25 protein-coding genes are annotated in these 24,521 nt (G+C 62.4%); 16 read left to right on the top strand and 9 right to left on the bottom strand.

Annotation, left to right across the window (positions count from 1 at the left end; genetic code table 11):
• Positions 1-4 precede the first annotated feature (4 nt).
• The 3 genes from ACJRPG_RS19520 to ACJRPG_RS19530 all read right to left on the bottom strand — a co-directional run bounded on the left by ACJRPG_RS19520 (position 5) and on the right by ACJRPG_RS19530 (position 1,978).
• A complete protein-coding gene (locus ACJRPG_RS19520) occupies positions 5-919 on the bottom strand; it encodes an ABC transporter ATP-binding protein (protein ID WP_408001774.1) in 915 nt (304 codons plus the stop codon).
• A gap of 2 nt (positions 920-921) precedes the next feature.
• Complete coding sequence (locus ACJRPG_RS19525) at positions 922-1,332, bottom strand: GntR family transcriptional regulator (protein WP_408001775.1); 411 nt, start codon at positions 1,330-1,332, stop codon at positions 922-924.
• Between the two features lie 127 nt (positions 1,333-1,459).
• On the bottom strand, positions 1,460-1,978 hold the full coding sequence (locus ACJRPG_RS19530) for a DUF4124 domain-containing protein (RefSeq protein ID WP_408001776.1): 519 nt from the start codon (positions 1,976-1,978) through the stop codon (positions 1,460-1,462).
• A gap of 133 nt (positions 1,979-2,111) precedes the next feature.
• Between ACJRPG_RS19530 and guaB the strand changes: the two genes are divergently transcribed.
• On the top strand, positions 2,112-3,572 hold the full coding sequence (gene guaB, locus ACJRPG_RS19535) for an IMP dehydrogenase (protein WP_408001777.1): 1,461 nt from the start codon (positions 2,112-2,114) through the stop codon (positions 3,570-3,572).
• Between the two features lie 78 nt (positions 3,573-3,650).
• On the top strand, positions 3,651-5,261 hold the full coding sequence (guaA, locus tag ACJRPG_RS19540; protein WP_408001778.1) for a glutamine-hydrolyzing GMP synthase: 1,611 nt from the start codon (positions 3,651-3,653) through the stop codon (positions 5,259-5,261).
• A 144-nt stretch (positions 5,262-5,405) separates the two neighbouring features.
• Here guaA and ACJRPG_RS19545 read toward each other — a convergent pair whose 3' ends face one another.
• On the bottom strand, positions 5,406-6,539 hold the full coding sequence (locus tag ACJRPG_RS19545) for a PQQ-dependent sugar dehydrogenase (protein WP_408001779.1): 1,134 nt from the start codon (positions 6,537-6,539) through the stop codon (positions 5,406-5,408).
• Between the two features lie 1,016 nt (positions 6,540-7,555).
• On the opposite strand from ACJRPG_RS19545, the gene ACJRPG_RS19550 reads away from it, so the two are divergent.
• The gene (locus ACJRPG_RS19550; RefSeq protein ID WP_408001780.1) at positions 7,556-7,885 is read left to right on the top strand and encodes a hypothetical protein; all 330 of its coding nucleotides are present in this window, start codon (positions 7,556-7,558) and stop codon (positions 7,883-7,885) included.
• A gap of 212 nt (positions 7,886-8,097) precedes the next feature.
• Here ACJRPG_RS19550 and ACJRPG_RS19555 read toward each other — a convergent pair whose 3' ends face one another.
• The gene (locus ACJRPG_RS19555; RefSeq protein ID WP_408001781.1) at positions 8,098-10,848 is read right to left on the bottom strand and encodes a TonB-dependent receptor; all 2,751 of its coding nucleotides are present in this window, start codon (positions 10,846-10,848) and stop codon (positions 8,098-8,100) included.
• Between the two features lie 302 nt (positions 10,849-11,150).
• Between ACJRPG_RS19555 and ACJRPG_RS19560 the strand changes: the two genes are divergently transcribed.
• The 6 genes from ACJRPG_RS19560 to ACJRPG_RS19585 all read left to right on the top strand — a co-directional run bounded on the left by ACJRPG_RS19560 (position 11,151) and on the right by ACJRPG_RS19585 (position 17,612).
• Positions 11,151-12,425: a cyanophycinase gene (locus ACJRPG_RS19560; protein WP_408001782.1), complete on the top strand. Its 1,275-nt coding sequence runs from the start codon at positions 11,151-11,153 to the stop codon at positions 12,423-12,425.
• The gene (locus tag ACJRPG_RS19565; protein ID WP_408001783.1) at positions 12,425-13,729 is read left to right on the top strand and encodes an amidohydrolase; all 1,305 of its coding nucleotides are present in this window, start codon (positions 12,425-12,427) and stop codon (positions 13,727-13,729) included. The genes ACJRPG_RS19560 and ACJRPG_RS19565 overlap by 1 nt, the downstream gene beginning before the upstream one ends.
• Before the next feature lie 8 nt (positions 13,730-13,737).
• Positions 13,738-14,868, top strand: a complete 1,131-nt coding sequence (locus ACJRPG_RS19570; RefSeq protein WP_408001784.1) for a succinylglutamate desuccinylase/aspartoacylase family protein — start codon at positions 13,738-13,740, stop codon at positions 14,866-14,868.
• A 31-nt stretch (positions 14,869-14,899) separates the two neighbouring features.
• Positions 14,900-15,910 (top strand): GlxA family transcriptional regulator, encoded by a 1,011-nt coding sequence (locus tag ACJRPG_RS19575; protein ID WP_408001785.1) that lies wholly within the window; start codon positions 14,900-14,902, stop codon positions 15,908-15,910.
• On the top strand, positions 15,907-16,932 hold the full coding sequence (astA, locus tag ACJRPG_RS19580) for an arginine N-succinyltransferase (protein ID WP_408001786.1): 1,026 nt from the start codon (positions 15,907-15,909) through the stop codon (positions 16,930-16,932). Before ACJRPG_RS19575 ends, astA begins: the two co-directional genes overlap by 4 nt.
• A 95-nt stretch (positions 16,933-17,027) precedes the next feature.
• On the top strand, positions 17,028-17,612 hold the full coding sequence (locus ACJRPG_RS19585; RefSeq protein ID WP_408001787.1) for a 2'-5' RNA ligase family protein: 585 nt from the start codon (positions 17,028-17,030) through the stop codon (positions 17,610-17,612).
• Between the two features lie 9 nt (positions 17,613-17,621).
• Here the strand turns inward: ACJRPG_RS19585 and ACJRPG_RS19590 are convergent, their stop codons facing one another.
• Complete coding sequence (locus ACJRPG_RS19590) at positions 17,622-18,164, bottom strand: protein tyrosine phosphatase family protein (RefSeq protein WP_408001788.1); 543 nt, start codon at positions 18,162-18,164, stop codon at positions 17,622-17,624.
• Positions 18,165-18,290: 126 nt separating this feature from the next.
• Here ACJRPG_RS19590 and ACJRPG_RS19595 point away from each other — a divergent pair, with 126 nt between their 5' ends.
• Both ACJRPG_RS19595 and ACJRPG_RS19600 read left to right on the top strand, forming a co-directional pair.
• Positions 18,291-18,497, top strand: coding sequence for a FitA-like ribbon-helix-helix domain-containing protein (locus ACJRPG_RS19595; RefSeq protein ID WP_408001789.1), 207 nt, complete (start codon positions 18,291-18,293; stop codon positions 18,495-18,497).
• 2 nt (positions 18,498-18,499) lie between these two features.
• A complete protein-coding gene (locus ACJRPG_RS19600) occupies positions 18,500-18,937 on the top strand; it encodes a type II toxin-antitoxin system VapC family toxin (protein WP_408001790.1) in 438 nt (145 codons plus the stop codon).
• Here the strand turns inward: ACJRPG_RS19600 and ACJRPG_RS19605 are convergent.
• The 3 genes from ACJRPG_RS19605 to ACJRPG_RS19615 are packed head-to-tail and all read right to left on the bottom strand — an operon-like array spanning position 18,915 to position 20,042.
• On the bottom strand, positions 18,915-19,271 hold the full coding sequence (locus ACJRPG_RS19605) for a DUF6691 family protein (protein WP_408001791.1): 357 nt from the start codon (positions 19,269-19,271) through the stop codon (positions 18,915-18,917). The two genes, ACJRPG_RS19600 and ACJRPG_RS19605, sit on opposite strands and share 23 nt — an antisense overlap.
• A gap of 41 nt (positions 19,272-19,312) precedes the next feature.
• Positions 19,313-19,744 (bottom strand): YeeE/YedE family protein, encoded by a 432-nt coding sequence (locus tag ACJRPG_RS19610; protein WP_408001792.1) that lies wholly within the window; start codon positions 19,742-19,744, stop codon positions 19,313-19,315.
• On the bottom strand, positions 19,734-20,042 hold the full coding sequence (locus ACJRPG_RS19615; protein WP_408001793.1) for an ArsR/SmtB family transcription factor: 309 nt from the start codon (positions 20,040-20,042) through the stop codon (positions 19,734-19,736). Before ACJRPG_RS19615 ends, ACJRPG_RS19610 begins: the two co-directional genes overlap by 11 nt.
• Positions 20,043-20,275: 233 nt before the next feature.
• On the opposite strand from ACJRPG_RS19615, the gene ACJRPG_RS19620 reads away from it, so the two are divergent.
• From ACJRPG_RS19620 to ACJRPG_RS19640, 5 genes are all read left to right on the top strand, one after another.
• A complete protein-coding gene (locus tag ACJRPG_RS19620; RefSeq protein ID WP_408001794.1) occupies positions 20,276-21,889 on the top strand; it encodes a methyl-accepting chemotaxis protein in 1,614 nt (537 codons plus the stop codon).
• 117 nt (positions 21,890-22,006) lie between these two features.
• Positions 22,007-22,573, top strand: coding sequence for a DUF302 domain-containing protein (locus ACJRPG_RS19625; protein ID WP_408001795.1), 567 nt, complete (start codon positions 22,007-22,009; stop codon positions 22,571-22,573).
• A gap of 56 nt (positions 22,574-22,629) precedes the next feature.
• Positions 22,630-23,613, top strand: coding sequence for an MBL fold metallo-hydrolase (locus tag ACJRPG_RS19630; protein ID WP_408001796.1), 984 nt, complete (start codon positions 22,630-22,632; stop codon positions 23,611-23,613).
• Between the two features lie 10 nt (positions 23,614-23,623).
• Entirely contained in the window at positions 23,624-24,046 is a 423-nt protein-coding gene (locus ACJRPG_RS19635; protein ID WP_408001797.1) for a DsrE family protein, read from the top strand.
• Between the two features lie 56 nt (positions 24,047-24,102).
• The gene (locus tag ACJRPG_RS19640) at positions 24,103-24,420 is read left to right on the top strand and encodes an ArsR/SmtB family transcription factor (protein WP_408001798.1); all 318 of its coding nucleotides are present in this window, start codon (positions 24,103-24,105) and stop codon (positions 24,418-24,420) included.
• Positions 24,421-24,521: the final 101 nt, after the last annotated feature.

Here is a 24,521-nt window from a genome sequence, read left to right on the forward strand (position 1 = left end):
CTCCTCAGGCGGCATTCGCGAGGCGTTTTGTGGAGATGTGGCCTTGCGCGAGGAATCCGTTCACAGCGCGGTCCAGGCTGACCGGCATGCTGTGCACAGTGCGTGCACCGAGCAGTTTCAGGCGCGCGCCGAATTCTTCGTCCTGGTCGAACACCACGAAGTGCACCAGCTCATCGATGCGCTGGATTTCCAGCACGCCCGGCAGGTGGCTTGTATCCGGCAGCTTGAATGGGAATTCCGCTACCCACAGCTGCACCCGTTCGCAGAAGGCCGAGGGTTCGGACATATGGCGCAGGCGCCCGCGTTCGAGGATGATGAGGTTATCGGCCACCCGTTCGATTTCCTCCATCTGGTGCGAGCAATAGATGATGGTGGAGCCGTCATCCAGCGCGGTAAACATCAGCGCCTCAAGAAAGGCACGCTTGGCGACCACGTCGAGGCCCAGTGTGGGCTCATCGAGGATCAGCAGCTCTGGTCCCTGTGCCAGCGCGAGCGCCAGGTTGACGCCCGCACGCTCACCGCGCGAGAGCTGGGCAATGTGCTGGTCCGGCAGCACATTGAAGTTGCCCACCACATCGTCATAGCGGCGCTGGTTCCAGCGTGCGTACTGGCGGCGCTGCATCCGCATTACCTCATCCACGGTGAGCCAGGCGGGCAGGGTGTGCTCTTCGTTGACGAAGCCGATGCGGCCGCGCAGCTCCTGCGTAAGCCGTCCGCTGTCGCAGCCCAGGATGCGCGCGCTGCCATCGGTCGGCGACTGGAAGCCCAGCAGCACGCGGAACAGCGAGGACTTGCCCGCGCCGTTGGCCCCCACGACGGCGTGGATGCCGCCGCGCGGCACTGCCAGTGAAAGGTGATCGAGGGCCAGCTTATTCTTGTACTGGAGGCTCAGGGCCTCGGTCTGGATGGCGTAGTCCATGATCAGGCGCTTTTTCGAGGCGTCAGCTGGGACAGCTCGCCGGCCACGCGGTCCAGCACTGTTTCGGCGGGCAGGTCGAGCGCGATCACGTCGCCGACGAAGCGCTGCACGGCATCGTCCAGCCGCCGCTCGCGTTCCTCGTTCGAGAGCAGCTGGCGCGGCTGCGCCACGAACAGGCCGAGGCCGGCGCGCGCATCGAGCCAGCCCTCGGTGGTCAGCTCGTTGTAGGCCTTGGCGACGGTGTTCGGATTCACGGTCAGCTGCTGCGCCAGCCCGCGTACACTGGGCAGCGCGGCGCCGACGGGCAGCTCGCCGCTGGCAATCATACGGCGCACGCCATCCACAATCTGGCGCGTAATAGGGCGCGGATCGCCAGTCACGATCTGCAGCATCAGGGGTACACGACGGCTCATCATTAACTCCACTGTACTAATACGGATAGTACAGTAACATCGCACTAACCCACCGTCAACAATTTCCTGGAAATTGGGGACAGACCCGGATTTCGTAAATCCGGGTCTGTCCCCAATTTTTAAGCAATTATTTGCAGTTGGCGGCGAGCATCGCGGCGTTGCGTTTGGATTGCTCGGCGCGCTGGGCGTCGTCGAGGATGACGCGCTCGCCGTTGCGGTCGAAGCTGCTGATGCGCATGCCGGCCTCCAGCGCGCGCTGGTTGTTGCGGATGTTGTCGCAGTTGGCGTCATTCGACGCCTTGGCCCGCGCGTCGGCTTCTGCCTTCTGCGCCTGCTGGGCCGCTTCGGCGCGGCGCTTGTTGAAGTCGGCATTGCGTTCGGACAGCGTGGCGCGCGGCGTCACCTTCGGTTCGGGCGCGGCTTGCTCAGCGGCGTCATCGGATGAGGCCGCCGGCTCCTTGCGCAGGTCCATCTGCTGGCCTTTCGGCGCCTTCAGGATGCGGGAGGAGGGCACCGACGGTGGCGGCGGCTGGTCGCTGAACTGCTTCACGCCTTTCTCGTTCACCCACAGCCATTGCGCCTGCGCCAGCCCGCAGCTTGCCGCCAGCACCATGCCTGTTGCCCATCCGATAATGCCTTGTTTCATAAGCCTTTTTCCAGGGAAATCCATGCCGCCGATTTCACCCCGATTCACCGGAGCTGTCAAATGTTTTCCACCACGCAAAGACGAAGCGCGCGAACTTCTGTATAATCTACTTTTGCGCCTATAGGAAAGTACTATGCGTCTCCTCCAAAAAGCACTCACCTTCGATGACGTGCTGCTCGTCCCCGCGTACTCCAACGTTCTGCCTGCCGATACGTCCCTTCGCACCAAACTGACCCGCAATATTTCGCTGAATATCCCGCTGCTGTCGGCCGCGATGGATACCGTCACCGAAGCCCGTCTCGCGATTGCGATGGCGCAGGAAGGCGGCATTGGCATCATCCACAAGAACCTGAAACCGAAGGACCAGGCGCGCGAAGTGGCCAAGGTCAAGCGTTTCGAAGCAGGCGTGCTGCGCGATCCGATCACGATCCCGCCGGACATGAAGATCCGCGACGTCATCAAGCTCACCGAGCAATATGGCATCAGCGGTTTCCCGGTGGTGGAGCAGAACAAGGTGGTGGGCATCATTACCAACCGCGACCTGCGTTTCGAGCAGGAGCTGGACGCTGAAGTACGCGCCAAGATGACCCCGCGCGACAAGCTGGTGTACGTGAAGGACGACGCGGACACCGCCGAAGCCAAGCGCCTGATGAACAAGCACCGCCTGGAGCGCGTGCTGGTGGTAGCCGACGACTTCGAACTGCGCGGCCTGATCACCGTGAAGGACATTCAGAAATCCACCGAACACCCGAATGCCTCGAAGGACAAGCACGGCAAGCTGCTGGTCGGCGCGGCGGTGGGCGTGGGCGCAAAAGATGAAGAGCGTATCGACCTGCTGGTGGCAGCGGGCGTGGACGTGCTGGTGGTGGATACTGCCCACGGCCACTCGCAAGGCATCCTGGACCGCGTGAAATACATCAAGACCAAGTATCCGCATGTTGACGTCATCGGCGGCAATATTGCTACCGCAGCCGCCGCCAAGGCGCTGGTGGAATACGGCGCCGATGCGGTGAAGGTCGGCATCGGCCCCGGCTCCATCTGCACCACCCGTATCGTGGCCGGTGTGGGCGTGCCGCAGATTACCGCCATCGCCAATGTGGCGCAGGCGCTGGAAGGCACCGGCGTGCCATGTATCGCCGACGGCGGCATCCGCTTCTCGGGCGATATCTCGAAGGCGCTGGCAGCCGGCGCATCGACGGTGATGATGGGCTCCATGTTCGCCGGCACCGAAGAAGCGCCGGGCGAAGTGATCCTGTACCAGGGCCGCTCCTACAAGAGCTACCGCGGCATGGGCTCCCTCGGCGCCATGACCGACGGCTCGGCCGACCGCTACTTCCAGGACGCCACCATGAAGGCCGACAAGTTCGTGCCCGAAGGGATCGAAGGCCGCGTCGCCTACAAAGGCAGCGTGCTGGCGATTATCTTCCAGCTGGTGGGCGGCGTGCGCCAGTCCATGGGCTACTGCGGCTGCGCCACCATCGACGAACTGCGCGAGAAAGCGGAATTCGTCGAAATCACCTCGGCAGGCATGCGCGAATCGCACGTGCATGACGTGCAGATTACGAAGGAAGCGCCGAACTACCGTTCGGAATAAGCTCTCCCGCGAACGCCGGCTGCAATGCCGGCGTTCTTACATAGCACCCGGTTTCTCAAGCTCTGAACGCAAATATCCATGCACTCTAAAATCCTCATCCTCGATTTCGGTTCCCAGGTTACCCAGCTGATCGCCCGCCGCGTCCGCGACGCCGGCGTGTTCTCCGAAGTCTATCCCTACGACGTCAGCGAAGAATTCGTGCGCAACTACGGCGCCGCTGGTGTGATCCTGTCCGGCAGCCACAACTCCACGCTGGAAGGCGATTCGCCGCGCGCGCCGCAAGCCGTGTTCGAACTGGGCGTGCCGGTGCTGGGCATCTGCTACGGCATGCAGACCATGGCCGCGCAGCTGGGCGGCAAGGTGGAGAACGGCCTGGTGCGCGAATTCGGCTACGCCGAAGTGCGCGCCCGCAACCACACCGCGCTGCTGAACGGCATCAACGACTTCGTCACCGACGAAGGCCACGGCATGCTGAAAGTGTGGATGAGCCACGGCGACAAGGTGCTCGACATGCCGCCAGGCTTCAAGCTGATGGCCTCCACCCCAAGCTGCCCGATCGCCGGCATGGCCGACGAAGACCGCAAGTTCTACGCCGTGCAATGGCACCCAGAAGTCACGCACACCGTGCAGGGCAAGGCCATGCTGGGCCGCTTCGTGCACGAAATCTGCGGCTGCAAATCGGACTGGAATATGCCCGACTACATCAGCGAAGCGGTCGAGAAGATCCGCGCGCAGGTGGGCACGGATGAAGTGATCCTCGGCCTCTCCGGCGGCGTGGATTCCTCCGTGGCGGCGGCGCTGATCCACCGCGCCATCGGCGACCAGCTGACCTGCGTGTTCGTGGACCACGGCCTGCTGCGCCTGAACGAAGGCAAGATGGTGATGGACATGTTCGCCAAGAACCTCGGCGTGAAAGTGATCCAGATCGACGCATCCGAACAGTTCATGGGCCACCTGGCCGGTGTGACCGATCCGGAACAGAAGCGCAAGATCATCGGCCGCGAGTTCGTGGAAGTGTTCCAGGTGGAAGCGGGCAAACTGTCCAACGCCAAATGGCTGGCGCAGGGCACGATCTACCCGGACGTGATCGAGTCCGCAGGCAAGGGCAAGAAAGGCCAGACCATCAAGAGTCACCACAACGTGGGCGGCCTGCCGGAAACGCTGAACCTCAAGCTGCTGGAACCGCTGCGCGAACTGTTCAAGGACGAAGTGCGCAAGCTGGGCGTGGCGCTTGGCCTGCCGCATGAGATGGTGTACCGCCATCCGTTCCCTGGCCCAGGCCTGGGCGTGCGCATTCTCGGCGAAGTGAAACGCGAATACGCGGACCTGCTGCGCCGCGCGGACGCCATCTTCATCGAAGAACTGCGCAACACGCCGTATGAAGGCGTGGCAGTGGAGGGCGTGGATGCAGACAATATCCCGAAGAACTGGTACGACGCCACCTCCCAAGCCTTCGCCGTCTTCCTGCCGGTGAAATCGGTGGGCGTGATGGGCGACGGCCGCACCTACGAATGGGTCGTTGCACTGCGCGCCGTGCAGACGCTGGACTTCATGACCGCGCAATGGGCGCACCTGCCGCATTCGCTGCTGGGCAAAGTCTCCAACCGCATCATCAACGAAGTGCGCGGCCTGAACCGCGTGGTGTACGACATCAGCGGCAAGCCGCCTGCGACGATCGAGTGGGAGTGATGTGGCGTTTCTAACGCATTGATCTGGCGAATTAAATGAATGCCATTGATGATGTTGACTGCATCATCAATGGCATTTTTTATTGCATCCGTGTTCATTGAGCTGTTGACCGGCATGTGGAGACAGCTCGATGTGCCCGCTGGTCTACCTCTTCGGTGTCAGCATCAGAAGCTGGCCGCGCGGACCGTCCTCCAGCAGCCATAGCGCGCCGTCCGGCCCGGTGCGAACGGCGCGGATGCGTTCGCCCATGTCCCAATGGTCCGCCTTGCTCGCGTTCTCGCCGTCGAGGGCGATGCGGTCCAGCGACTTGCCCGAGAGCCCGGTGATGAAGAGGGAATTTTTCCACTTCGGAAACAGGTCCGCATCGTAATAGGCAAGGCCGCCTGGTGAAATGGCCGGATTCCAGGACACTTTTGGGGCCTCAAAGCCGTCGCCAGGCGCGTGGTCGGGGATGTCCCGGCCGTCATAGTGGCTGCCATTCGATGCTCTCGGCCAGCCATAGTTGAGTCCCGGCTTGATCAGGTTGATCTCGTCGCCATGGCGCGGTCCCATCTCCATCTGCCACAAGCGCCCCTGCCTGTCGAAGGCAATGCCCAGGAGATTGCGGTGGCCATACGACCAGACCGCTGCATGAAAGCCCCTGGCCGCGAGCGGGTTGCCGGTAGCCGGCGTGCCGTCGAGGTTTAAGCGCAGCACCTTGCCGAGCGTCGACCTGGGATCCTGCGCCGGATCGAAAAGCTGGCGGTCGCCACTGGTGAAGAAGAGATACTTGCCATCTGGCGAGAAACCGATACGGCCCGAATAGTGCCCGCCAGTCGAAGCATCCTGGCCGCGGAAAATGACCTTTGTATCCTTCAGTGTGCCGCCGGCCTGATCCAGTATCGCAGTGGCGAGCACGACCCTGCTGTCGGCACCTGGACCCGCCTCGGAGTAGCTGAAGTAGAGCTGCTTACTGGCCGCGAAATCGGGAGCGAGGACGACGTCCATCAACGCGCCCTGGCCCTTGCTGCTGACTGCCGGTGTGCCGGACACGGTCCGCCTGGTTCCGGTTGCGGGATCGAACAGGATCATCGCTCCTTCCTTTTGCGTAACCAGCAACTTGCCGTCGGGCAGGAATGCCATGGCCCATGGGCTCTTGAATGTGCCGAGCGGCTTGACTTCGAAAGGCAGGCCGCCGGTCGCGATTGCACTGGCCCGCGCATTCGCGGGCGCAGGGGCGGCGAACGCGAGCAGGGTAAGCGAAAAAGTGGTGGCAAGGCCGAGCATGCTCAAATTCATGTTTTCAGATCTCCATTCACTGACTGATGCCAAGCTGTTGATGCGAAAGGTATGCCAATGTGCGCCGGGTCGGCATGCAGCTGCCTTCAGCACGGTCGCTTCGACCAAAGCGGCAGAGAGAAGTGTAGAGCAAAACTCCTTTGGCAGACGCTGCGCAGATCGCGGCCAAGCAGCCTGACTGCCTTGGCTTCAATGGTGAGCCAGCGGTTTCTCGTAACTACCGCATGTTATATTGAAAAACGGCGATATCTAATAAGATAAATGATTCCTGATTACCGCAGAAGACATCTATTATGACCCGCTGTCCGATGAGGCCATGGATCAATGGTGCCGCAGTCGCTGAGGAATTTGTCGGCGAGCGCGTACGCCTTTCTAAAAGGCCAAAAGCAGATTCTTACCCGAACAGAAGCAAAAATTGATGAATAATCGAACACATAAGTGGCACCAAGCTGCTGCGGTATCTCTACTCGGGGCTATGGTCCTCCCCTCAGCAATGGCACAAGTCAATTCCATCCCCACCATGAGGGCCACTGTGGAGAGCGTTTCCGCAGATGCTCAAGTCCCTTTCGATCCTAAGGTATGCACCTCGGTAAACAAGGTCGTCCCTTTTAAATCGCAGATGATCATCAACTACGACTGCCCTGTCCCTGAGTCCGCTCGCCCAAGGCTGCGCGCTGCATTTGTCGCCCGTGGCTGGGAGCCAGAAAGCTTTCTCGGCGTCGCAATGTTCAAACTTCGAAAATCAAACCAAACTGCCAGTCTCTACTGTCGTTTTAAGGAATCCATGTGCAGATTATTTATAGAGTATTCCCCCAGAAGTAAGTAGAGCTGATTGAAAAATTGGAATGCACGGCGTTTGACGGGCTGTCATCAGCCAGGAGCTGCCAGTTCATTGGCCAATTTCGATACTATCAGGTGCCCGAATAACCACTTGAGAATATGATGTATCCAACCGACTTGCCGCGTGATTTTGTTCCCCCAATGGCGGACAGGTATGCTGATCAGGTGCCTCAACAATGACTACTTTTAGCCAGCTCGAAGAGATTGCAGATGACGAGTCAAAGCCATTTTCCGTACGCCGAATTGCCGAAGCACTTGCCTCAGCAATTAATGACTGGCCTACTTATAATTTGACTACCCTCAGCGACTATATTTTTGAACTGCGTAAAGAGGTAGGCGATGCTTTAACATTGACGAATGTTCACGCAAAGCTTCGTGGCTACTCATTCACAGGCGAAGACGTCTGGAAGAAGGAATCGTTATGCGGCCTTCTCGGTGCATGGGATGTCGAGGACGGGGATATCCTTCTCGACGAGTTGATTCGGCGGATCGGCTTAGATATCTGAATTGGCGATAGCCGTTATCTGTCGAAGATCATTGCAGCCAATGTCCGTAAGCGGCTGAATAGCCGGTTGATCGTGCGTCTGCTTTGGGGGGAATCTGACACTCGATGCAAAAAGTTGCCCGCGCCGTGGCAGCACATTCATCGATAGTCGGACGAAGAGTTGAAACAACAAGCCCCACCGAAGTGGGGCTTGCGGAGTCAAGTGCCTGAGACTCAGAACTTGTACTGCAGGTTCGCGAAGAACGAGCGGCCGCGAGGATCGCCGTAGGTTGGGTCCCAGGTCACTTCGAAGTAGCGCGACTGGTTGGTGAATGGCGGCGGCGTGTCGGCCAGGTTGATCACGCCGGCGCGCAGCTTCAGGTTCTTGGTGAACGCATAGCTGCCGGTCAGGTCCCACAGCGAATAGGCCTTCACGTCGCGGTCGTTCCAGCCCGGATCGGCCAGTCCCGGAATGTTCTGGTCGCGATAGCTGGAGAAGAAGGTGTTGCCCAGGCTCAGGTTGACGGCACCCTGGGTCCAGTCGATATTCAGCTTGTGGCGCCAGCGCTGCACGGCCTTGTCGTCGCGGAAGACGCCGAGCCCGCTCGTCAGCGGCGAATTCGGATCGGACTGGAACTTGTACTCGGTGATCAGCGTGCCGTTCAGGCTGGCGCTGAAGCGGCCCACCGAGGTGGCATCGCCGCGCCAGTTGAGCGAGAGGTCGAGACCGGAAGTATTGAGCTTGCCGCGGTTCTCTTTCTTGAACTGCAGGTAGGACACGAAACCATCTTCGTCACGTACCACGATTTCCGGATCGTTGTAGTAGATCGGGTTGTCGAACACGGTCTGCTCGCCGATTTCCGAAATGATGTCGGTCTTGCGGATCTTCCAGTAGTCCAGGCTCAGGTTCCAGTTGCGGTTCGGTTCCAGCACCGCGCCAATGGAGAACTGCTTGGACTTTTCCGGTTTCAGCTTCGGGTTGCCGTAGCGGTCCAGGTCGAACTGGGCCACTTCTTCCGAGACCGGATCTTTCACGAAGCTGGCCGTGGTGCCGGAACGCACCGGCAGGAATAGTTCGGCAATCGACGGGGCGCGGAAGCCGGTGCCGTAGGACGCGCGGCCCAGGATCTCCTTGCTAGGACGGTAGCTGAGGGCAATTTTCGGGTTGGTCGTATTCAGCGCCGGCGTGGTGATCTTGGTCAGCGGATCATGCACGCCTTTATAGCGGTCGTGGCGGATGGCGAACTGGGCTTCCCATTCCTTGCTGAACGGCGCATTGATCTCCGTGTAAATGCCCGCGATGTCGCGCGAGTTGGAGGTGTCGGCCAGCAGTTCGTCGGAGCTGGCGCGGTCGCCCTGCACGTCGTTGGTGCGCAGCGCCTCGGTGGCAGTGAAGGCGGTTTTCTCGTGCCGGAATTCGGCGCCCACAGCCAGCATTGCGTCGCCGCCGCCGAGCGCCATCAGCGAGCGGGTCAGCTTGCCATCGACGCTGTCGCTGGTGCCTTTGGACATGCGGGCTGCGCCATGGATCTTGATGGAGTCCATAAATTTGCGGCCCGCATCGTCCGTGGCGGGAACGAAGGGGTTGTACTTGCCGCTGGCAATGCCGGCCAGCATCTGGGTGCGGGAAACCCAGCCGTCGATATCCAGGTCGGTGGCCTTGTTGACGCTGTGGTTGTAGGCGGTGTCGTATTCCCAGTCGCCCACCTTGCCGGTGGCGCCCAGCACGAAGCGCGTCGCCTTGCTGGTCACTTCCGAGGTGCGGCGGCCCGCGTCCGTCAGGCGGAAGCGGAAAGTGACAGGAGTGGTGATGCCGGTTTTGGCCTGCAGGTCGGCCGGCAGCAGGATGCCGTTGCTGGAGCTGATGCTGCCCGAGGTGGCGGGCGATGCGGCGTAGCTGGTCTCGGCTTTGCTGTACAGGACTTCGGCAAACACCTGATGGCCGTCCGCCACCTGGAAGGTGCCGCGGCCGATAAAGCTTTGTTTTTTGGACTCCGGATAGACTTCCGAGTCGCCCATGTAGTTGTACGAGCAGCCTTCCGAACCGCCCGGGCCCAGCGGACGCACCACGTTCGGGCTGCCGTTCACGCAGGTTTCCTTGCCGAAGTTGACGCGGCGGCCTGAGGTTGGCGTCCAGGTGCCGCCGGGGCCGGTGCCCTTCAGGTAGCTCGATTTGTTCAGCGTTGCCAACTGGGCGGCGCTGAGGTCGACGTTGGCCGGGAAGGAGTAGCTCGACAGCTGTGGCGACAGGCGGTCGGGCAGGCTGTATTCCTGCATGAATTTGCGCTGCGAGCTGGCCAGGCGGTCCGTTTCCTGCACGTCCAGTGCGCCGAATACGTTGTAGCGGTCGGTGCTCAGGTTGCCGAAGCCGCCGGACAGCGAGGCCGACCTTTTGCCGCCGCCGCCTTCATCGGTGCCCAGCGCGTACACGCTGGCGTCGCCACCCTGGTAGTCCTTGCGGGTGATGAAGTTGATTACGCCGCCCATGGCGTCGGTACCGTAAATCGCCGATGCACCATCCTTGAGCACTTCCACACGCTGAATGGCGCCGGCCGGAATGTTGTTCAGGTCCACGCCGGAATTGTCGCCAGGGCTGGCGAAGTTGGCCATGCGGCGGCCGTTCAGCAGCACCAGCGTGCTGGAGACGCCCAGGCCGCGCAGGTTGGCGCCGTTGAAGCCGCGCTGGCCGCCCATCACGTCGCTCACGCTGGCGCCGTCGGTCAGCCCGCCCACATTCGAGGAAATTTTCTGCAGCAGTTCGGCCGCCGTGGTCACGCCGGACTTGTCGATATCTTCGCGCTTGATGATTTCGACTGGCAGCGCGGCCTCGCCCTCGATGCGCTTGATGCTGGAGCCGGTAATTTCCACGCGCGGTATGGTTTGCGCGTAGGCGGCCAGGCTCATGCTGCCAAGGGCGAGCAGTACAGCATGGGTGCAACGGGAGCGGCGGAATGCAAGAGCCTTGTGCTTGCCAGGGGTTTTCATGCGATCGGTCCTCGTAAGTGGGTATATACGCAAGCAACATGCTTGCGCCGTGCCGGGGGCGTTATGAAACAATTTCAGTGTATGCAACGTTGCACCGCTTGCGCGCGCCGGGACTGAGGCGGGTCGCTCTGTGAAAAAGCCGTGTCGCATTGTTGCAAAGAAAGAAGCAGGCATCTGTTGCGGACTTTCCACAGTGCGACATGCAATTGCCAATGTGCGCAAACCGGGCGCCGTGTCCGGTTGCCGGTGCCTGATCAATGGCAACATGGTCAGCAATTCGACTGCCGTGAAGGAGTTCGCCCGTGAAGTTCCTGCCGATTCTGCTGCTATGTACCGCACAACTGGGCGCAGTTGCCCACGCTGGGGACGCCGCGCCCGCGCTGGCGTTCCAGCCTGTCGCCGGCACCGTGATACCGATGGGCGGCGCGATACGCGACGACAACGAGGCAATACGGCAGCGGCTGGTGCAGTTGGCTGGTGGCGCCGCGGCGCGCTTTGTGGTGATCCCCAGCTCATCGTCGCATCCTGAAATGTCGGGCGCCGACGCGGTGGAGCAACTGCGGCGCCGCGGCGCCCAGGCGGAGCTGCTGAAGATTGCGCCGCGCTGGGCAGGCGAAACGCTGGAGTCCGCACGTCGTGCCGCGGCCGATCCTGCCAATGTGGCGAAGATCCGCGCGGCCACGGCCGTGTTCTTCACCGGCGGCGCGCAGGAGCGCACCGCCGATGTGCTGAATCCCGGTGGCGTGGCGTCGCCCGTGCTGCAGGCCGTGCGCGAGCTGCAGGCGCGTGGGGGCGTGATTGCGGGCAGCAGCGCCGGTGCCGCCATCATGAGCAGCACGATGTTCCGCGATGCGATGAACCCCGTGCAGGTGATGAAGGGCGTGATGCGCGACGGGAAGGAAATCGACCGGGGCCTGGGCTTTGTCGGCGACCAGCTGTTCATCGACCAGCATTTCCTCAAACGGGGCAGGGTGGGGCGCATGCTGGCGTTGATGCTGGCCAAGGGCTACAAGGTGGGCCTCGGCGTGGACGAGAATACCGCAGCCATCATTCACGGCAGCGAAATAGAAATCGTGGGCGGCAGCGGCGCGCTCCTGCTGGACCTGCGCCAGGCCACGCAGGAAGCGGGGCCACTGAATGTGCGTAATGTGCGGGTTTCCTACCTCGATAATGGCGACCGCTATGATCTGGCCCGGTTGAAGGGGCAGGTGCTGGCCGCCAAGCAGGCCAGGGGCGAAATCAATTTCCGCCAGCCTGGGTTTGCGTCGGAGCTGGAATTCATGCGGCCTGCTTTTACCGACATCCTCGGTGAAAACACCATCCTGCGCGCACTCACGCAACTGGTGGATGGCCCGCGCGACCAGGTGCGGGGCATCGCTTTCGACCTGGAGCAGCTGCCGAATTCGCCGGTCGCCGATCCGGCGCCGGAGCTTGGCTTCGAGTTCATGCTGCGGCGTGACGAACGCACGCGCGGCTGGGACAGCGCCGGGCTGGACGACCATGACTACTCTATCTTCGATGCGCGGCTCGATGTGCGGCCGGTGCGCCTGAAGACGCCTTTCTACCAGGCGTGGTAATGAAACGCGGCCAATGGATCGCAGGTCTGCTGCTGTGCAGCCAGGCCTTCAGCGTGCAGGCGCAGCCGGCCCGCTATCACGCGCAGCTCGATGCAGCGGCAGCGAAAGTGCTGCCGCAAGTGGTGAACTGGCGGCGCGACCTGCACGCCCATCCGGAACTGGCGTTCGGCGAGCACCGCACAGCCGGCCTGGTGGCGCGGGAACTCGCCGGCATGGGTTATGAAGTAAGGCGCGGCATGGCGGAGACGGCCGTGATCGGCCTGCTGAACACGGGGCGTCCCGGCCCCGTGGTTGCGCTGCGCGCCGATATGGACGGCTTGCCGGTGACGGAAGAAACCGGCCTGCCCTTTGCGTCGCGCGAGCGTGTGCAGTCGGGCGGCAAGGAGACCGGTGTGATGCACGCCTGCGGCCATGACATGCATGTGGCCATGCTGCTGGGCGCCGCGCGCGTGCTGGCCGGGCTGCGCGGGCAGCTTTCGGGCACCATCAAGCTGGTGTTCCAGCCCGCAGAGGAGGGCGTGGCCAATGCTCCGAATGGCGCCGAACGGCTGGTCAAGGCGGGCGTGCTGGAGAACCCCAAAGTATCGGCCATGTTTGGCCTGCACGTCGGCATTACGCCGCAGCCGACGGGAACCATTTCCACCCGTGCGCGCGGCCTGATGGCCGGCGGCGATACCTTCGAGATCGTAGTGGGAGGGCGCCAGACCCACGGTGCACTGCCATGGAACGGGGTGGACCCGGTCGTGGTGGCGGCGCAGATCGTGCTGGGGCTGCAGACGATCGTCAGCCGCCAGACCGACCTGACGGCCGCACCGGCGGTGATCACGGTCGGCACGCTGCACGCCGGCCAGCGCGCCAACATCGTGCCGGCTGAAGTCAGGATGAGCGGCACGATGCGCAGTTTCGATCCGGCGATACGCGAGCAACTGCTGCTGCAGCTCAGGCGTACGGCGGAACACCTGGCGCTGTCGGCGGGCGCCACGGCGCGGGTGAGTTTCGACCCCGGCTATCCCGTGACCTGGAACGATCCGGCGCTGACCGAAAAAATGCTGCCCAGCCTGCGCCGCGTGGCGGGCGCCCGTTTGCTGGGCGATGTGGCGCCGAGCACGACCTCGGAAGACTTTGCCTATTACGGCCAGCACGTGCCATCCATGCTGTTCTTCCTCGGCGTGAATCCGCCCGGCGCCGACCCGGCCCAGTGGGCGCCCAACCATTCGCCGCGCTTCAATCCTGACGAGGCAGCCTTGCTGACGGGCGTACGCGCGCTCGCCAGCCTGGCCGCCGACTATTTAACCGGCCACTGAAAGCGTTCATGGAACAGATCACGATTGCGTTGCCATCCCCTGCCGCAGGCACCACCCGCGGCCTGACTTGCCTGCGCTTCGGCCGGCCGGGCCAGGGGCCGAAGGCCTATATCCAGGCGTCCCTGCATGCGGACGAACTGCCCGGCATGCTGGTCGCCCACCACTTGCGGGTGCTGCTGACAGGGCTGGAGCGGGAGGGCCAGCTGCTGGGCGAAGTGATCCTGGTGCCGGCCGCAAATCCGGTCGGGCTGGCGCAAACGCTGCTGGGAACCAGCCAGGGCCGCTTCGATCTGCGCACGGGCCAGAACTTCAACCGCATGTTCGCCAACCTGTCCCGGGATGTGTGGCAGCGCGTGCAGCAGGAGCTGGGGCAGGACGTACAGCATAACCAGCGGCTGATCCGTGCCGCCATCCGCGCCAGCCTGGCGGACGGCGCGCGCGACCAGGCAGCCGTCGATGAACTGTCGGCGCAGCGGCTGGCGCTCATGCGCCTGGCGGCCGATGCGGACGTGGTGCTGGACCTGCATTGCGACTGCGAATCCCTGCTGCACCTGTACACCGGCACCCCCCTCTGGGAACGCGTGGCGCCGCTGGCCGGCCTGCTGGGCGCCCATGTCGCCTTGCTGGAAACGGAATCGGGCGACGACCCCTTCGATGAAGCCTGCTCGCGCATCTGGTGGGATATTGCGGCGCTGGCAGGTAAAGAATTCCCCATTCCGCTGGCCTGCCTGGCAGCCACCATCGAGCTGCGCGGGTATGGTGACGTCAGCCATGCAACGGCGGCCCGCGATGCCGCAGCGATCCTGGACTATTTGCGCCTGCAGGGCGTGGTGGCGGGCCCGCTGTCGCAGCCGGTGCCGGTGGCCTGCGAGCCGACCCCGTTGGCCGGCTGCATGCCGGTGGCAGCGCCGTCGGCAGGCCTGGTGGTGTATCTGCGCGAACTGGGTGAAAACGTGCGCGCGGGAGAGCCCCTGATCGACCTGATTGACCCTGTCAGCGGCAGCGTGCAACAATTGTTGGCGCCGGTGGACGGGTACTGCTTTGCACGCGAGAACCGGCGCTATGTCTCGCCCGGCACGCGCCTGGCGAAAGTGGCGGGCAAGCATGCGTTGCGCAGCGGCCCGCTGTTATGGGCTTGAGGCGCGGGGCGGCGCAGCTTTAGGAAAAGGTATGGGGAATCCCTATTGCGTTTCACTGATTTTGCTACCGGGCTTCTCGCTGTTCACGCTGGGCGCGGTGCGCGCCGCATTCACCGCGGCCAATGAGGTGGAAGGGGAGACCCTGTACCGGCTGCGTCAATTCAGTCCGGAAGGCGAGGTAGCTGTGTCCCAATGCGGCCTGGCGCTGGCGGCGGACGCGCTGGCCGGATTGAATCTTGAGCAGCCAGGCCTGCTGTTGCTGGTCGCCGACGAGCGCATCGATGAACGCTTGAGCGAAGAGTCCAGCCACCAGCTGGGGCAGCAGTTGCGCCGCCTCGGCCAGGACGGAGTCTGGGTGCTGGGTGCCTGTGGCACGGGAGCACAGGTGCTGGCGCAATACGGCCTGCTCGATGGCTACCGGGCCGCCATCGACTGGCAATTCCGCACCGAGGCAGCGCAGCGTTATCCCGATACGGTGTTTACGCCGGGCCTGTATGAGCTTGACCGCAACCGTATCAGCGCCGGCGCCGGTGCGGCCGTGATCGACTTGCTGCTGCACTGGCTGGGCAAGCGCCACGGCAGCATGTTCGCCGCCGAAGTGGCGGGCGCGCTGGGATTGGAAAGGCTGCGGGGCGGCGACGAGCGCCAGCCCATGCCGGCGTCGGCACAGCCCGCAGTGGGATCGACACGGCTCAAGGATGCGCTGGAACTGATGGCGGCGAACCTGGCCGAACCGCTGCCGGCGGAAGACATTGCCCAACTGGTCGGCGTGTCGCGCCGCCAGCTTGAAAGGCTGTTCCGCCAGCACCTCGATACCTTCCCTTCGCGCTACTACCTGGAATTGCGGCTCAAGCACGCGCGCCGCCAGTTAAAACAGACCACGCTGTCGATTCAGCAGGTGGGGCTGGCCTGCGGGTTCACGTCCGGCTCGCACTTTTCCACGACCTACCGCAATTATTTTGGCTGTACTCCAAGGGAAGAACGTGCCCGGCACACCATGCCGCTGGTCGAAAACTATAACGCCGGAGAGGAGATGGAATGAATCACCTGGACTACCTGTTGCGCCCGGCAACCCTGGATGACCTCGACGTCATGGAAAAATTCTCCAGGGCCGCGACATTTGGCATTCGCACCCTGAAGCCTGACCGTACCCGGCTGGCGGAGCGCATCGAACGTTCAATCGCAGCCTTTGCAGGCGGGGAAGCGCAGAACGGCGATGAGATCTACCACTTTGTGCTGGAGGATCTGCGGGCCGGGCGGGTGGTGGGCACCAGCGGCATCGTCGCCAGCGCGGCATCGAACGGCCGCTTCTACTGCTACCGGAACGAGTTTCTGGCACACAGCAGCGAGGAGCTGGGCATCAGCAATCGCGAGCACACTTTGCGCTTGTGCGAAGACCTGTCCAACCATACCTTGCTCAGTTCCTTCTACATCGAGCCCGAATACAGTGAAACGCTGGCGCCGCAGCTGCTGTCGCGCGGCCGGCTGCTGTTCATCCGTAATTACCCGCAGCTGTTCGCGGAACGCATAGGCGCGGAAAACCCCGGCCTGTGCGATGACGAGGGCAACAGCCCGGTGTGGGATGCGCTGGGCCATCGCTTTTTCAAAATGCCCTTTCCCGAGGCCGAACAGCGCACGGGCGGGCGTTCCAAGAGTTTTATCGCCGAACTGATGCCGCGCATGCCAGTGTATGTGTCGCTGCTGACCAAGGATGCCCAGTGGGCCCTGGGGCAGTTGCATCCGGATGCCGAACTGCCATTCGGCATCCTGGTCGCGGAAGGCTTCGATGTGGATTCCTACGTCGACATCTTCGATGGCGGGCCGATCGCGGAGGCGGGTGTTGCTACCTTGCGCTCGGTGGTGTCGGCCCTCAACGTGGAGCTGCGTGGTGAGGCAGGTTCCGCCGGCGACGCCTGCCTGGTGGCCAATATGGAGCGCGAAGGCTTCCGCGCCACGCTGACGCAGGGCGAATTCCTCGACGATACCTTGCACATCATGCGTCCGGCGCTTGAACGGCTTGGACTGGCCGAGGGCGCAAGGGCCAGTGCTGTATGGGTAGGCTGAAGCCCTCGGAGTAGTCCGGCGGCATTGCACCTTGTTCTCCGGCTTGTCATAATGCGCGCCATTAGCCGTATCGATCAATGAACAGGAGTCAGCCAGTGAGCCAGCAGGATCTGTTTGGCGATGTTTCGCCGCCCCCGCAACCTGGCCCTCCGGCTTCGGCGCAGCGGTATTCCTGGTTCTTTGCCGTGCGCCCAGGTGCGGCGGACGCAGCACGCATCGAAATGATGGCTGACGCGTTGCTGGCGTCCCATGGTGTGGCAGGTTATCGCATCGGGCCTGCGCGCTTGCACATCACCCTTGAGGAAGTCGCTCCGGAACTGGTGGATGCGGCATGCCGTGCTGCCGATACAGTCCGTTCGCCAGCCTTCGATGTCCGTTTCGATAAGGCCATGACCTTCGGTTCCGGCGGGCCCTTCGTGCTGGTGGGGGCGAAAGAGTCGGATGGGCTGGATGCCTTGCGCAAGCTGCGCACGGTGCTCGGCTGTGCCATGGCGGATCGCGGCTTCAGGCCGCAGCGCAGCTTCGAACCGCATATGACGCTCTGTTACGATTCGCGCAGCCGGGTGGGGCGGGTGCCAATCGAACCAGTGACTTTCCGCGCTACCGAGTTTGCCCTCGTCAAAAGCCATCTTGGACAATCCCGGCACGAGGTGCTGCGCAGCTGGGCGCTGGAAGGCTGAAGGAATGCCTTAATACGGCTCGAAGGCGATCTGCGCCTTGCGCAGCTGGGTGACGATCAGATCCTTCCACGGTCCCTTCGGCGACCAGACCTTTGCCACTGCCTCGTAAGCCTGCTCCGGTGCTTCATGCAGCACGGTGGTGCGATACAGGAAGGTCATGGTCGATGCACGCATATTCACCTGGCAGTGCACCAGCACTTTCCCATCACTGAAGCGCTTCATCGCCTCCACAAACTGTTCGAAGTCCGCCTGCGTCGGTTTGCCGAAGGGGATAGGGATATTGACGAACTCCAGTCCCTGCCGCTGCACGATTTCCCTTTCGCCAGGAACAGCATCGCCAACCGTCGGCGGCGCGAGGTAGACCACGGCTTTGAATCCCTGTTCCGACAAATGCGCCAGCGCCTCGGCAGTCGGCTGGCCCGATGTCACGATGCTGGCCGAAATGGGGACGACGTTAGGTGCGTGCAGGGCGGGTGCTTCTGCATGTGCGCTAGCTGTGAACGTATTCAGTGCCAGCGCAATGGCCGCAATGATGAGTTTAGTTGAGGGCATCGGGATAGACGATTTACGAAATGATTCATGATATCTGCTACGTAGCGTGCCTCCAAGCGTTACGGGAAAACCGTCTTGTAGTGCAATCTACATAGGGCTATCATTGATATCATTGAGGAGAAAATCATGTCCCAATTGCTGGTACGAGGCCTTGATGAAGAGCTGATAGATGCTCTGAAGCGCGCTGCTGCAGCCAAAGGCCGCAGCGCCGAGGCGGAACATCGGGAGATTTTGCGGGCGCATTTGCTAATGCGGCCGAAGAAGCACTCGTTCAAGGCGGTGCTTGCCGAAATGCCATATTTTGATGATGACGACCTTTTCGACGTGCGCTAGTTATGTATCTGATCGATACGAACGTCATCTCCGAGTATCGCAAAGGCGCGCGCGCCAACCCAGGTGTGGCCGCGTTCTTCGCTACGACTGATGAGAACACCCTGTTCTTGCCGCCGCAAGTTGTAGGAGAAATCCAGGCTGGTATTGAGCATCTGCGACGGCGAAGGGATGTGGCTCAGGCCGAAAGAGCACATGCTTATGAGCAGTGGCTGGACGGATTGATTAACCGTTTTGGGGATCGCATTCTTGAGTTTGATACCGATGCAGCGCGTCTTTGGGGAGCGTTGTTATCGAATCAGAAGAAGGATCCGCACACCGTCGACAAGCAGATTGCCGCAATTGCCTTGCTACGCAATTTGACGGTGGTTACGCGGGACAAAGGAGATGCATTCTCCCGCATACCAAAACTGACCGTTCTTAATCCTTTCTTGGGCGGTTAAAGAGTAGGAACACCGCCATCCCGCCCAGCATGGCGGCCACAAAGATGGCTGGTTTGATGCCGGCGAAGAGCAGGGAGGCGAGGGCGGGGCCGGGGCAGAAGCCCGCAAGGCCCCAGCCGGCGCCGAATACGGCGGCGCCGAGGATCAGCCTGCGGTCGATCCGGCTCGCGGTGGGCAGGCGCATCGGGTCGCCCAGCAAGGAGCATTCGCGCTTGCGGGCAAGCCGGAAGCCGACATAGCCTGTGGCCACTGCGCCGCCCATCACGAACAGCAGCGATGGGTTCCAGTGCCCGGCCAGGTCGAGGAAGCCGAGCACCTTGGCCGGATCGGCCATGCCGGATACGATCAGGCCAATGCCGAACAGCAGTCCCGATATCAGCCAATCACATGGCGCAGCAGGTACACCGTGAGGAAGCCTGCCCCCACAAACGTTGCGGTTGCCGCCATCGAACGCGGCGAGCTGCGGGCGATGCCGCATACGCCATGGCCGCTGGTGCAGCCGGATCCATACCGTGTGCCGATGCCCACCAGCAGGCCGGAGGCGATCAGCGTGCCCGTACCGGCCTCGATGTGCACGGCAGGCAGCGCTGCCGCGAGACCGTATGCAAGCGGCGCGCCGACCAGCCCAGCGAGGAAGGCGAAGCGCCATGCGAGGTCGCCGCGTGCGGGACGCAGCAGGCCGCCAAGAATGCCGCTGATGCCGGCGACCCGGCCGTTTAACAGCACGAAGAGCGCGGCGCCGAGGCCGATCAGCAGGCCGCCCGCGAGCGACCTCCATGGCGCAAAGGCCGCCCAGTCAATCGTCATTGTATTGTGCTTCTCCCTGCGGTACGCAATACAGTTCGCGCAGTACCGTCATCACGGCCAGCGCTTCCTTGCTCGCCATCGAATAGTAGACCTGCTTGCCTTCGCGCCGCGTGCTGACCAGCTCTTCCTCACGCAGCACGCCGAGCTGCTGGGACAGCGTTGGCTGTTGGATGCTGAGCAGGGTTTCGAGTTCGCTGACACAGTATTCCCCCTGCGTGAGCTGGCACAGCAGCAGCAGGCGGTCCGGATTGCCCAGCACTTTCAGCAGGCCGCAGGCGCGTGCTGCCGAGGCTTGCATTGCTTCAAGGTCAAGTTTGTTGCGGCATTGTTTAGCAAGATAGTCAATCTATCGCGAGCTAATATATTAAAAGTGAAAATGTTGAAAGCCGCGTGAATGCTGGGTTTGCGCGGATCCTGTTGCCAATCCGCTGCAAAACATGTTGTCGGCCTGTGTAAAGATGTTTCCCTATGGTATCTTTTGTCGATGAGAGCCGCCGCTACAGGTAGCCCGGAAACCAACGCGAGGATAGAGTGAAACTCAAACATAAAATGGCCCTGTGCATGGGCTTGGTATTCTTCCTGTTCATGGTCGCTCTGGGCATGGCGATCACGGGCATGCAGAACGCCACCGTCAAATTCGATACCTTCATCCAGCAGGACCAGGCCTTCCTCGGCGAAACCAATACCTTGTACGCGCAAGGGCTGCAAATGGGGCAGGCGCTGCGCAATGTGATTCTGGCGCCAGGCAACAAGCAGGGCTACAAGAACCTGTCCGATGCGCGCGATGCCTTCAGGAAGGCGCTGCCCAAGGCGCGAACCCTGGCGCAGGGTAATCCCAAGGAAGCGGCGGTACTGGCGAAAATCCAGGAGCAGCATGCGGAACAGGCGGAGCTGCAGGAGAAGATCGTTGCGCTGGCCAAGGACGACCAGGCTGCTGCCATCGAGCTGCTGAATGCGAAAGAGACGCCGCTGTGGCGCCAGATCCGCGGCGCGCTGCTTGGCCTGATCAAGGAAAAGAATACGGCGGTCGACGCGAGCAAAGTTGAACTGGCCGCGGCCACCCAGCGCATGCTGGTGCTCAGCCTGGCGTTCGGCGCGGGCGCGCTGGTGATCGGCGCCGGTGTGGCCTTCTGGCTCACCCGTAACGTCATGCGCCAGTTGGGCGGCGAGCCTGACTACGCCGCTTCCATCGCCGGCTCGATTGCGGCGGGCGACCTGACTGCGCCTATCGATGTTGACGACGAGTCCAATACGGGCAGCTTGATGTTCGCCATGCGCAAGATGCAGGACAGCCTGGCGAACCTGGTGCAGCAGGTGCGCGACGGCACGGACGCCATCACCACGGCCTCGGTGGAAATCGCCACCGGCAACCTGGACCTGTCCGCCCGCACCGAGGAGCAGGCGGGCTCGCTGGAGGAGACGGCCGCTTCGATGGAAGAGCTGACCTCCACCGTGCAGCAGAACGGCGAAAGCGTGCGCCATGCCAACGAGCTGGCGGCCAAGGCATCGGAGGTGGCAGTGAAGGGCGGCGAGGTGGTACGGGAAGTGGTGGGCACCATGGGCTCCATCAACGATTCCGCAAAACGCATTGTGGACATTATTTCCGTGATCGACGGCATTGCGTTCCAGACCAATATCCTGGCACTGAATGCTGCGGTGGAAGCGGCGCGCGCGGGCGAGCAGGGACGTGGCTTTGCCGTGGTGGCATCCGAAGTGCGCAACCTGGCGCAGCGCAGTGCCGCCGCCGCGAAGGAGATCAAGGCCCTGATCGGCGATTCGGTCGACAAGGTGGATGCGGGCAGCAAGCTGGTGGACACCGCCGGTGCGACCATGAGCGAGGTGGTGGCGAGCGTGAAGCGCGTTACCGACATCATGGCGGAGATCAGCAGCGCAGGCCAGGAACAGGCTGCGGGCATTGCCCAGGTCAACCAGGCGATTACGCAGATGGACAGCGTGACGCAGCAGAATGCGGCGCTGGTGGAACAGGCGGCGGCAGCAGCCGATTCCATGCAGTCGCAGGCGCAGCAGCTGCTGGCTGTCGTCGGCACCTTCAAGCTGGCAGGCGCGCACCGCGCACCGGCGCTGGCCGCCGCAGCGCCGCGCGCGCGGCCGTCTCACGGCAAAGTCGTGGCGCTGGTGCGCTGAGCACTTGCCCGAAGGCCGGGCGCAGCGCCTGCGCCCGGCCTGCTGCAACGCCGATTTTCTCAGTGCTACAATGCGGCGGTTTCCAATTCCGGTCCCGCGCCAGCGAAGCTCCATTTCATGCACCTGACCTTTCCCACGCTGCTGCTCTGTGCCGCCTGCACGGCCCTGACGGGCTGCGGCACGCTGCGCACGGCTGCGAGCCTGGAAGACGGTGCGGGCGCCGAAGCAGGGCGCTTGTGGGACCGCTGGATCGAGAAGGAAGGCGATATCGCCGCCACCGTCACCTGGGAGCGCAAGGTGGAACCCGGCGTGACGGTCATGGAAGTGGAAGAGGCGTTGGCCAGTGTGGCGGCCGAGGACAATGTGAAGGAAGTCGGCATGCTGCCGCTGTCCAGCGAGCTGGCTGCGCGCAGCGGCAAGCCGCAGCGCTTCCTCAAAGTGTATTCCTACTGCGACCCCGAAACGGCGCGGCTGATGGTCGATTTCAGCCCCCATATGGCGGCCTTCCTGCCATGCCGTATCGTGCTGCTCGAAAAAGAAGATGGGCTGTGGCTGTATACCCTCAATATGGACATGCTGATCCACATGGGCCGCAAGCTGCCGCCCGAGCTGCGCGCCGCAGCGCTGCAAATGCGCGCCACCATCGCCAAGATGCTTGAACGCGGCGCGCGCGGCGAATTCTGATCCGCTTTTTGCTTGACAGGGGCCCCGTCGGGTCTGCAATATTCGCGTATAGTTATATGATCAATTACTCCGTGAAGGCGAAGATGGCGCTCTGGCGAAGGCTCTGGATTCTCTTGCTCGCACTGTGCGGCATGGCGCAGGCCGCGCCGCTCGTGCTGGAGCCGGTGCAGGTGTCCAAACATGTGTGGTTCTTCCAGGGCAGCGCCGGCATGGCGAGCCAGGCCAACAAGGGCTTCATGTCCAACGCGGGCTTCGTGGTCACGGGCGACGGTGTGGTGGTGTTCGATGCGCTGGCCACGCCAGCGTTAGGCGAAGCAATGGTGAATGCTATCCGCAAGGTCAGCAAACAGCCGATCCGGCGCGTGATACTGAGCCACTACCATGCCGACCACTTTTACGGCCTGCAGCCGCTGAAGGCGCAAGGCGCCGAGGTATGGGCGCATGAGAAGGGACGCGCCACGCTGGAATCGGACGACACCAAACGCCGCTTCGAACAGCGCGTTACCGACCTTGCTCCATGGGTGGGACGCGACACCAGGCTGGTTCCCGCCGACCGCTGGCTGGCGCTGCCGCGCGGCGGTGAAGAGCGTTTCACGATGGGCGGCCTGCACTTCCGCGTGCTCGATGCCAGCGGCGCCCATTCGCCGGAAGACATCATGCTGTATGTGGAAGAAGACCGCCTGCTGTTCGCGGGCGACCTGTTCGCCACCGGCCGCATTCCCTTCGTCGGCAACGCGGACAGTGCGCGCTGGCTGCTCACGCTGGAACAGATGCTGGCCACGAAACCGGCAATCGTCATTCCCGGCCATGGCGCCAGCTCACGTGCGCCGGAACGCGATATGATGTTCACGCGCGAATACCTGCAGTACCTGCGCAAGACGATGGGGGAGGCGGTAGCGAATATGGCGAGCTTCGATGATGCTTACGCCGCCACCGACTGGAGCCGCTTCAAGGATTATCCGGCCTTCGAGCAGGCCAACCGCATCAACGCTTACGGAACCTATCTGCGCATGGAGCAGGAAAGCCTGGCCACGGAATAAGGAGAACGACATGACATTCATCCGCACCATGCTGCTGGCATTGCTGGCCTTCGCCACTTTCGGCGCCGCCGCGCAGCAGCGCGAAGAGAAGGTGGTGTACCACGTTACCGATTCCAGCCTGGCAACGACGGCCCTGAACAACATCCGCAACCATCTGAAGGCGAGCCCGAAGGTGAAGATCGTTGTGGTGACGAACGGCGCCGGCATCGATTTCCTGCTCGATGGCGCGAAGAACAGCAACGGCAACCCTTACGATGCGACCGTCGAAGAACTCACGATGCGCAACAACGTCGAGTTCAGGGTCTGCGCCAACACCCTGGAAGCGCGCCACATCGACAAAAGCAAGGTGCTGCCGGACGCGAAGATCGTACCGTCCGGCGTGGCGGAAGCCGCGCGGCTGCAGTTCGAAGGCTACGCCTATCTCAAGCCCTGAGCGGCCATTATTCAACACATCAAAGAACAAGTATGGATTCGGAAAACAGTATGGACATGGACCCGCTCTTCGAGGAGGTCTCCCATTACTTCGCATTGCTGTCGCAGCCCACCCGCCTGAAGATTCTCTACGCAGTGTGCAACGGCGAGCGTTCGGTAAACGACATCGTGGCCCAGGTTGAATCGACCCAGGCCAATGTGTCGCGCCAGATCAATATGCTGTACCGGGCCAAAATCCTGGCGCGCCGCAAGGAGGGCGCGCAGGTGTATTACCGCATCGCAGACCACGGCACCATCGAGCTGTGCAAGTCCGTGTGCGGCCGTTTTGCCACCCAGATGGGGCATGAAGTGCCGGGCGTGACCGTCCCGGCCTGACCTTGTCGCAGACGCGAGACATACAAAAAAACGATTCTCTCTGGACAGATATGCGTTTATAGTTATATAGTCAAATATAGATAGCATTGGTGGAGACGCTG

The organism is Pseudoduganella rhizocola (genome assembly GCF_045984285.3).
Classification (GTDB): Bacteria; Pseudomonadota; Gammaproteobacteria; order Burkholderiales; family Burkholderiaceae_D; genus Rugamonas.

Bases quoted from the DNA above. Each gene is read 5' to 3' on its own strand.
- ACJRPG_RS19615 (WP_408001793.1), bottom strand. From the start codon at position 20,042: ATGCAAGCCTCGGCAGCACGCGCCTGCGGCCTGCTGAAAGTGCTGGGC.
- ACJRPG_RS19520 (WP_408001774.1), bottom strand. From the start codon at position 919: ATGGACTACGCCATCCAGACCGAGGCCCTGAGCCTCCAGTACAAGAAT.
- ACJRPG_RS19570 (WP_408001784.1), top strand. From the start codon at position 13,738: ATGGAACAGATCACGATTGCGTTGCCATCCCCTGCCGCAGGCACCACC.
- ACJRPG_RS19605 (WP_408001791.1), bottom strand. From the start codon at position 19,271: ATGGCCGATCCGGCCAAGGTGCTCGGCTTCCTCGACCTGGCCGGGCAC.
- ACJRPG_RS19600 (WP_408001790.1), top strand. From the start codon at position 18,500: ATGTATCTGATCGATACGAACGTCATCTCCGAGTATCGCAAAGGCGCG.
- guaA (WP_408001778.1), top strand. From the start codon at position 3,651: ATGCACTCTAAAATCCTCATCCTCGATTTCGGTTCCCAGGTTACCCAG.
- ACJRPG_RS19610 (WP_408001792.1), bottom strand. From the start codon at position 19,744: ATGACGATTGACTGGGCGGCCTTTGCGCCATGGAGGTCGCTCGCGGGC.
- ACJRPG_RS19555 (WP_408001781.1), bottom strand. From the start codon at position 10,848: ATGAAAACCCCTGGCAAGCACAAGGCTCTTGCATTCCGCCGCTCCCGT.
- ACJRPG_RS19545 (WP_408001779.1), bottom strand. From the start codon at position 6,539: ATGAATTTGAGCATGCTCGGCCTTGCCACCACTTTTTCGCTTACCCTG.
- ACJRPG_RS19640 (WP_408001798.1), top strand. From the start codon at position 24,103: ATGGACCCGCTCTTCGAGGAGGTCTCCCATTACTTCGCATTGCTGTCG.
- ACJRPG_RS19590 (WP_408001788.1), bottom strand. From the start codon at position 18,164: ATGCCCTCAACTAAACTCATCATTGCGGCCATTGCGCTGGCACTGAAT.
- astA (WP_408001786.1), top strand. From the start codon at position 15,907: ATGAATCACCTGGACTACCTGTTGCGCCCGGCAACCCTGGATGACCTC.
- guaB (WP_408001777.1), top strand. From the start codon at position 2,112: ATGCGTCTCCTCCAAAAAGCACTCACCTTCGATGACGTGCTGCTCGTC.
- ACJRPG_RS19630 (WP_408001796.1), top strand. From the start codon at position 22,630: ATGATCAATTACTCCGTGAAGGCGAAGATGGCGCTCTGGCGAAGGCTC.
- ACJRPG_RS19625 (WP_408001795.1), top strand. From the start codon at position 22,007: ATGCACCTGACCTTTCCCACGCTGCTGCTCTGTGCCGCCTGCACGGCC.
- ACJRPG_RS19575 (WP_408001785.1), top strand. From the start codon at position 14,900: ATGGGGAATCCCTATTGCGTTTCACTGATTTTGCTACCGGGCTTCTCG.
- ACJRPG_RS19595 (WP_408001789.1), top strand. From the start codon at position 18,291: ATGTCCCAATTGCTGGTACGAGGCCTTGATGAAGAGCTGATAGATGCT.
- ACJRPG_RS19550 (WP_408001780.1), top strand. From the start codon at position 7,556: ATGACTACTTTTAGCCAGCTCGAAGAGATTGCAGATGACGAGTCAAAG.
- ACJRPG_RS19565 (WP_408001783.1), top strand. From the start codon at position 12,425: ATGAAACGCGGCCAATGGATCGCAGGTCTGCTGCTGTGCAGCCAGGCC.
- ACJRPG_RS19530 (WP_408001776.1), bottom strand. From the start codon at position 1,978: ATGAAACAAGGCATTATCGGATGGGCAACAGGCATGGTGCTGGCGGCA.
- ACJRPG_RS19635 (WP_408001797.1), top strand. From the start codon at position 23,624: ATGACATTCATCCGCACCATGCTGCTGGCATTGCTGGCCTTCGCCACT.
- ACJRPG_RS19525 (WP_408001775.1), bottom strand. From the start codon at position 1,332: ATGAGCCGTCGTGTACCCCTGATGCTGCAGATCGTGACTGGCGATCCG.